1 protein-coding gene is annotated in these 508 nt (G+C 53.9%); it reads left to right on the top strand.

The features are described from left to right. Positions 1 to 423: SDR family oxidoreductase (locus ACTHUM_RS18805; protein WP_440403797.1), on the top strand; the 423-nt coding region annotated here is incomplete at its 5' end. Positions 424 to 508: the final 85 nt, after the last annotated feature.

Genomic DNA, 508 nt, shown 5'->3' with positions numbered 1-508 from the left:
GATTGGGACTTGGTGCTGCGTACCAATTTGGACGGTTTTTATAATGTGTTGCACCCTTTGACCATGCCGATGATCCGCCGCCGAAAAGCCGGACGGATTGTGTGCATGGCATCGGTGTCCGGTTTGACGGGCAACCGCGGTCAGGTCAATTACAGCGCGTCCAAAGCGGGCTTGATCGGCGCGGCAAAAGCCTTGGCGGTTGAGTTGGCAAAACGAAAAATTACCGTCAACTGCGTGGCGCCGGGCCTTATCGATACCGATATTATCGATGAGAACGTGCCTGTCGAAGAAATCTTAAAGGCCGTCCCTGCCGCGCGCATGGGATTGCCCGAGGAAGTGGCGCATGCGGTGCGCTTTTTGATGGATGAAAAAGCGGCGTACATTACGCGCCAAGTGATTGCTGTGAACGGAGGGTTGTGTTGAATACCAGAAGAGTCGTAGTAACAGGTATCGGCGGTATTACCGCCTTCGGCCGTGATTGGCAAAGTATTCAGACGGCCTTTAAAGC

Source organism: Neisseria sp. P0021.S006, from assembly GCF_051956895.1.
Note: the sequence above shows the minus strand (reverse complement) of the source record. Positions and strands in the feature narration are given on the sequence as shown.